The sequence below is a fragment of the Vibrio sonorensis genome (assembly GCF_001854765.1).
Lineage (GTDB): Bacteria > Pseudomonadota > Gammaproteobacteria > Enterobacterales > Vibrionaceae > Vibrio > Vibrio sonorensis.
On the sequence record NZ_LJJE01000030.1, the window covers coordinates 20505 to 28167 of the forward strand.

Genomic DNA, 7663 nt, shown 5'->3' on the forward strand with positions numbered 1-7663 from the left:
GATCCCCCCCTTAATTAAACTCAAATTGATAGAGGAGGTCGACGGCACTGTCTAAGCCAGAGATGGCTTCTACGTAAAGATCTTGCATCAAACGATAACGCACTGTGAACTCTCCAACAGAGTCAAAAATCCCCACCCCATACTTCACTTGTAAACCGGGTAACACATAGCCACTCACTGTAACTTGAGAATCGTCACCAGACCCTGCAGTATCAAGTTGGAGATCTTGTACCCCAAAGGCCGCTCCAATCTCTCCGACTACACGGCCACTTTTCGCAAGACTTAAACCTATCAAGGTCGTCGTCATCGCATTGCCACCCGCTTCCCCATCGATATCTTGCCCTCTCAGCAGATATGACAAGGCATTCGCTTGGGGCATAGCTGGCTCAGAAAAAATGGTCATGGTTGGCGCGTCCGCAGAACCGGTGACTTTCACACCAGCGGTAACATCATCTTGAGTATTATCTGGATTTCGAATCGCAGTGATAGCAACATAAGGTTGATCTGCTGGGCCATTCATCAAAACCTTACCTTCACTAATAATTAAATCCTGTCCGAAAGAGCGATATGTACCGTCGACAATATTCACTTCACCCAGAATAAATGGCCCTTTGTTTTTTTGGGTTACATCTAAGTTCCCTTTTAGGCCCCCTTCTAAACCAAATGCGCTGATTTTAAAGTCATCACCTATAGAGATATTGATGTTGCTTTCTATGTTGAATGGAATTTCATTGCGCCCTTCGATTGGCTCTAAATTAGCGTTGAGAATTACTTGGTCTTTAGATACACCAATGGCACTCTCTGGCAGCGCCTCGACGACGACTCTTCCCCAAGGCAGAGAGATATTTCCATCAACCAAGATCTGATGAGGAGAGAGAGAAATCTTCATATCTGGCGTCACTTTAAAACGCACCATTGGGGGCATTTCAACTTTTAGCTCTTTGGCAAAAATTCTCAACTGACTTTGCCACTGCTCCAACTTAGTCCAGTCTGCATCTCCCGAGATACTTAGTTTTCCATCGGGCGTGACTAAACTCGCGTCTAGATCCGCTTGGTAGCCATTGAACGTCAAGTTGATACCACCAGTATCGACTTGAACGGGTGAGATATCCCCTTTTAGCAGTATATCTTCTGCCACTAGATTGCCAGTGACTTGGGGCTGTAATACATCACCGGTAATCACGAGATCCGAATGTATATTTGCCGCGAGTTTGCTGTAATCTCCCAATAGCGGAGCAAGGAAGTCGAGGTTAATGGAAGATAAGCTTAACTTACCATCCAACTGCCTATCTTCGCTCTGCACATCGGTTATCTTTACGCGGCCAGACAAGTCGCCATTGTCGACAATATCGAATAGCCAATTGGCGGAGAAAACACCTTTATCTAACTGGGCATTTACATAGCTTTGATTCCACCCCAAAGTGACGCTCGATTCTTGTTCCAGAGTCTGAGAAAACCTTCCTTTTGGGATATCGACTAAGGCCTCCACTTCAGGGGGATTATTGGGCGACCAGCCAGCTTTCAGGGCGACGTCGGCGCCACCTTCAACAGTCATGTTATCTGGTACAAACATGGCTATCTGTTGGAAATCAAACTGGTTAAGTGACAACTGAATTTCACCAGTTTCTCCCACTACCGCTGGCGCCTCTAAACAGAGTGAAGCACGCTCTTGTCGCCAACAATGCTCGTCAATGAAAGCTTGCTGTAAGTCTCCATCAAAACTCACATCTGTCGACTTATCCAAGTACCACTCGCCTTGTTCCGTCGATAGCTGTACCCGAGAGAGTTCCCCACTCCACACTAACTTGGGATCAAGCTTTAATCCTCCATTTACCGCAATACTGGTTGAAATTAAGTCCGAAAGAAGGTCGACAGAGAGTGAGTGTTTCTCCTGCTCACCATCAAAGTTAATGATTAAACTTTGTATTTTTTGTTCAGCCACTATGGCGTCTAGTAGCTCGACTTGAAGCTGACCATTAGGTTGAGGAGTTGGTTGAAGATCACCGTTGATCTTTAAAGAAGCTATCGCAATCTGGTCTTGCCACTGAACTTGATTGGCATTAAGCGCGATTGCCGCCGAGGGATGTTCAAGCGTTCCCGTTAAACCTACGACGCCATTTACGCGACCCACTAAATCTGGTACCGACCTGCTCAGAGCCTCAAATGCCACATTAACTCTAAGGTCTATCTCATCGCGCACTTCTCCTCGAACTTCTAGTGTATTCGGGCCGTGAGCAAGGGTTAGCCCTTGAGTATCCATGTGAATATTTCCATTCCCTAGCGTATCTGACGCATTTAGCACGCCTTCTAGAACAAGGGGATATTCGCGAATGACCCCATCAATGTTCAGTTCAGGAATACTCACTTTCCATCCACCTTGCTCAGTTAACTCACCAAAGGTAGAGATATGACCACTCATAGCTCCATCTGCATCAGGCCATTGCAGACCAGGCTGGATATTCTTCATTGAAAGCACAGCAGACCAATTGAGAGGGGCTTGCCAGTTCACCTTTGCTTTGGCGCTTAACTCCCCTCCCAAAGTTTCTAAATCGAGCTCGGAAATATTGATCTGATTTAAATCTCCCCGTGCGCTGGCATAAAGCAAGGTTTGCGGGATCTGCTGCCCATCTAACTGTCCAGAGAGATCAAGTTGATAGCCATCAAGAGAGCCTTTCACTGCCAAGCTTGCAATATCGGCATGGTATTGCGCGTCTCCAGCAAGGGGCCATTGCAGCTTGGTTTGCCGAAGTAAAACATCAAATGGTAAGTCGTGTTGTAAAGGAGAAAGTGACGCTTTTAAGTTACCTGTTATTAAATCAGTAAGTTCTGTGTCAACATTCAAATCAGCGACGCTGCCCTGTAATTTTACTGACAACTTTTGACCAGCAAGGGGCTCAACCTTAAGTGCGCTTTTCAAATCTAAAGAGAGAGGGTAATCACCCGAGAGTTCAATATTTCCAAACAGTTCGGCATCGGCTTCAGGCATGTCTAATACTAGGTGATCTACCTCAACCGTATGCCCACGAGCTTTCGCCTTTAACCCTAAGTGATAAACCTGAACGGGAGAGCTACCGTCAAGTACAAAGTCACGAATGTTTAGCTCTGCCAGCTCAATAGCTAAAGGAATCGTCACTTGCGGAAGAGAGATATCTTCTGCAGGTTTACGCCCGTTTGTTTTACTCGAATCAGATGCTTGCCCGCTTTCAGGAGCAGCCAGTTTGACATCTATGTTCGCCCACTCGGTATTGGCAATTCTCAGACGACTGCCTTGAAAGCGCACACCTGTCGAAAACGTCTGCCAACTTACCTGGTGTCCAAGGATATCAAGCTTGATATTGTTTAAAGCAATTCGATTCACTCGAATAGGAATGGGAGCCGTTATGGGAGTTTGTGGTTGAGTGTTAGTTTCATCTGGTACTGAACTTGTTGATTCAGGTTGAGACGCCAACGATAAAGCAAGCCCTTCTACGCTAATCGAATCCACACAAACTGCAGGCTCAGTAATGCACGCCGCTCTTATCCGCAAACCGGCCGAATCAACATGGGCAACAAGTCCAGAAGACTCATCCACATAAGAGACTCCCTTGAGATTAAATCCAGTTAGCAAGGCGCCTTGGCTATCTTCCACTTCCAGCTGTGGAACAAAGTGTTGCGCAGCGTAAAGGGAAACGCTTAATCCCAAAGGAGTGAAGAGGAGCCCCACAACAAGAATTGCAAAGAATGCCGTAAAACCAAGCAGGTATTTAGATGCCCATTTTAACCACTTTACAACGATCGGCCTCATAGCTCTGGCCCCAGTGTAAAGTGGAATTTAAACTCATCACCTGGGGTACTATCTAAGCCCCAAGCAAAATCGAGTCGAATCGGGCCAACGGGAGATGCCCATCGTATTCCTGCTCCTGTACCGCGTTTAAAATCCGGTGTGTCGTTAAAGGCATCACCATAATCATAAAAAAGCGCAAGCCACCAATCCCCGTAGACGCGATATTGATATTCTAAAGTACTGGTGAGCATATATTTCGCACCGGTCAAAGCACCACTGGCATCTTTTGGTGAAATGGTTTCATAACCATACCCTCGCAGGTTGTTATCACCACCAGCAAAAAACCGCAAAGAAGGGGAAAGCTTAGAGAACTCTTCGGAGAAGTTAGCACCGCCATCTACGCGAAATAAACCTCGGTGCTGATTATCCACACTCCGTATCCACGAGGAAGTACCTTGAAGCCTGAGAACTCGCGTCTCCGATAACATACTCGAATCGCCATACTCTATTGTGATGGATTGTCGATCCCCCCAAGTTGGCATCGCGCCACCTCGGGTACGGCTGCGGGAGAAAGAAAAACCAGGCAATACAAACTGGCCCGTGTCATCTTGTAAACCTTGTTCATAATCTTCCAGTAAATAGCGAACAAACAGCGTTCGATGCCAACCATTGTCCAAAAGCCAATGACGTTCAACGGATAAGTTAGACTCCAAACTTTTTGTATCACGGCTATCCTGATTCTTCATACCATATTGAATTCTATAGTACTCATTAAGCACATCGTCCAAAGGAATTCGGTAACCTGCAGTAATGGTTTGCTCTGGTTCAGATAGGGAAAAGCTGCTATCAAAGCTATGACCTCGACTGTTTACCCAAGGCTTCTTCCATTTCAAAGACCCCCTTACACCAACGTCTGTCGAGTAGCCTAGGCCCGTTTCAAGTTTATTTTTGGCCTGAGGAGCAAGCGCGACTCGAATAGGCAACTCCCGCCCTTGGCCCAAAAAACTTAGGTCAGGTTCGACAAACACCGAAGAGAACCAGTCTGTATTGGATAAGTTTTGGTTGTACTCACCAATAGAAGCCACCTCATATGGGTCGCCCGATGCAAAGGGTTGGAGTGACAATACGCGCTCATCTTCTATTTGACTGCCAGAAATTTCACTCTTGCCAAAGTGGTAACGGATTCCACTGTCGTAGTGAAGATGAATTCTCGCCTGATTTAACTCCGGAATAACCTCTAACCGACTTTGGGTAAAGTCCCCTTCGAAAAATCCTTTTTTTAATGCCAGATTTCGAATGGAAGATTTGAGGGCATCATAGTGATTGTGTTGTAGACGCGCACCCAATTCTAAACCGTGATTTCCCATTAGAAGAGCAAAATCGGGGTCATTTAACGCTTCCCCACTTAATTGAATATCTAATTGAGTGATAACTAAAGGCTCACCTAAGGTCACATTTACCAACACCGATTCGTCTTTAACCACGTGAAAATCAAAGTTGGGATGATAGTACCCAAGAGCATTCACGGCCTCGGTAATGCTTCTTTCTAATCGAGCTTGGAAACGCAGGGTCGTTTTAATTTCTTCGGTAGGAATAGATGAAAGATAAACCTCAACATTCGCTTGTACATCCCCTTGCAAACCTTCTACTTCAAGCTCAACATTATCGGCCTTTAGGCCAAATGAAGCGATAAGAGTGCAGAGAAGTACTGGTAAAGGTTTTACTATCATGCTTTATTAATCACGTGTTAACTATTTAAAAATCATACCGTATGGAAATATGTATCAAACTGGTGCCAAGGTACAGCGTTTACATAGAACTACCAGTTTGCAACGAGACGGGAAATGATACCAGTGTCTGTTAAAGGAAAGTTGCCATGTCTAACAAACAAACCATGATCACGGCTCAAGAAGCTTTAGAAGGTCGCTCTACTCCAATGGCGATAGATGACGTTCATTACGTGAATCAAAGTAGCCTCACGGCACGCCCCATAGGAAACCAACAGGAAATTTTATTGGGCATGGGGTGTTTTTGGGGTGCAGAGCGCCTGTTTTGGCAATTAGATGGGGTTATCAGTACCTCTGTCGGCTATTCGGGTGGTTTTACCCCCAACCCTACCTATGAAGAAGTATGCAGTGGTCAAACTGGCCATACCGAAGTGGTTCGTGTGCTGTTTGATCCATCTGTTATATCACTGACGAAGCTTCTCACCCATTTTTTTGAACGTCACAACCCAACCCAAGGTATGAGACAAGGCAACGATCTTGGTACTCAATATCGAAGTGCCATCTATGTGTATGGTGAAGAGCAACTCACTGCAGCCTTACTCGCCAAACAAGAGTATCAGACCCTGCTGGGAGAGGACCATAGTGCAATCACTACCGAAGTACTTCCCGCTGGAAAATACTACTTCGCAGAGACTTATCATCAGCAATACCTTGCCAAAAATCCAAACGGTTATTGCGGATTAGGCGGGACTGGGATCTGCTTCCCACCTAACCTAGACAAAGCGTAATGGTGGTGTAACTGAGCTATACTGACTACGCCAAATCAAAAGGACAATAAAATGAAAAGAACCATTACCTTACTGCTCTCTACACTTCCATTTATCGCTAGTGCTCACACTATCTCCTTAGGTGAGCAAGTACCACCTGTTGAAGTAAGTAGCCATGGAGAAGTCATCCTCGCTGAGAACGATACTTCTTTTGAGCAGTGGAGCTCAAAAGAGATGCTAGGCAAAGTGCGGGTTATCCAAGCAATAGCCGGACGCAGTAGCTCGAAAGAGATGAATGCCAAATTGATGCAAGCCATCACGGCGGCAAAGTTCTCACAAGATCACTATCAAACGACAACCATAATCAACCAAGATGATGCGATTTGGGGAACGGGGTCGTTTGTAAAATCATCAGCTCAAGACAGCAAAAAAGAGTTTCCTTGGTCTTCTATCGTATTGGATGAAGATGGTAACGTAGCAAGTCAATGGCAGTTACAAGAAGAGTCCTCTGCGATCATAGTTCAAGATAAACAAGGTAAGGTGCTGTTCGTTAAAGAGGGAAGTTTAAACGACAATGAGATCGAGCAAGTGCTGACGCTTATTAAAAACAACCTCTAAGCTCCAAGAGTTACTTAAGAGCTTTTCTCATTCAGACCAGAAGTGTTATAGTGTAACACTTCTGGTCTTTTTAATGGTTTCAGCGCATTGGCGACAATAATGTACCGTTCAGAATGGATTGTAGCTTGTACACTTGCCCTCGTTTTATGGACGGGTTTTGCGTACATGGATCACCAAGCTGATCTTACCCATAAGCATGACGGACAACACGATTGTCAGCTTTTAGCTGCTTCAGCTCACGGCAGTTTGGCGAGTGGGATTACATGGCTCGATCTGTCCCTACCAGATGCTTTCTTTGAAGAGTTCAACTTAGTCAGCCATCAATGGCTGTCTATCCCTTTTCGCGCACGTTCTCCTCCAAATTGAGCGTTCAAACTCAAACTTATAACATTCACTTTAATAACTAATTTTACGTAGGAAAACACATGTATATTAAAACTCCTGTTGCTGTAGCGGTTGCTCTATTTGTTAGTTCGGCAGCGATTGCGGAAGAAGACTATCGCCAGCACGGTGCTCACGTACACGGTCATGTTGAGTTCAACATTGCACAAGATGGCAATGAACTCTTAGTAGAAATCACTGCCCCAGGTGCCGATGTAGTTGGTTTTGAACACGCTCCAGAAAACAAGAAGCAAAAAGAAACATTGGACAAAGCTGTCAAAACACTAAACAACCCTGGTGCGATTCTAACTCTCTCAAGTGCAGCAAAGTGTCAGGTTGAACACGTCTCTGTTACTCACACTTTAGAGGGCAAAGACCACGATCATGATCATGACAAACATGACCAT

The 7663-nt window shown here is 45.3% G+C and carries 6 protein-coding genes; 4 read left to right on the forward strand and 2 right to left on the reverse strand.

Translation table 11 applies throughout. From position 1 onward, the window contains the following. Positions 1-10: 10 nt before the first annotated feature. Both tamB and tamA read right to left on the reverse strand, forming a co-directional pair. Positions 11-3784 (reverse strand): autotransporter assembly complex protein TamB, encoded by a 3774-nt coding sequence (tamB, locus tag BLO31_RS05605; RefSeq protein ID WP_070963349.1) that lies wholly within the window; start codon positions 3782-3784, stop codon positions 11-13. Beyond that, on the reverse strand, positions 3781-5493 hold the full coding sequence (gene tamA, locus BLO31_RS05610; protein ID WP_070963352.1) for an autotransporter assembly complex protein TamA: 1713 nt from the start codon (positions 5491-5493) through the stop codon (positions 3781-3783). Before tamA ends, tamB begins: the two co-directional genes overlap by 4 nt. Positions 5494-5639: 146 nt before the next feature. Here tamA and msrA point away from each other — a divergent pair, with 146 nt between their 5' ends. The 4 genes from msrA to BLO31_RS05630 form a co-directional block, all read left to right on the forward strand. Continuing rightward, positions 5640-6278 (forward strand): peptide-methionine (S)-S-oxide reductase MsrA, encoded by a 639-nt coding sequence (msrA, locus tag BLO31_RS05615; protein WP_070963354.1) that lies wholly within the window; start codon positions 5640-5642, stop codon positions 6276-6278. A gap of 51 nt (positions 6279-6329) precedes the next feature. After that, positions 6330-6875: a YtfJ family protein gene (locus tag BLO31_RS05620; RefSeq protein WP_070963356.1), complete on the forward strand. Its 546-nt coding sequence runs from the start codon at positions 6330-6332 to the stop codon at positions 6873-6875. 99 nt (positions 6876-6974) lie between these two features. Beyond that, positions 6975-7241 (forward strand): DUF2607 family protein, encoded by a 267-nt coding sequence (locus BLO31_RS05625; protein ID WP_070963358.1) that lies wholly within the window; start codon positions 6975-6977, stop codon positions 7239-7241. A gap of 59 nt (positions 7242-7300) precedes the next feature. Beyond that, a partial coding sequence (locus tag BLO31_RS05630; protein WP_139158947.1) for a ZrgA family zinc uptake protein occupies positions 7301-7663 on the forward strand: 363 nt, incomplete at its 3' end.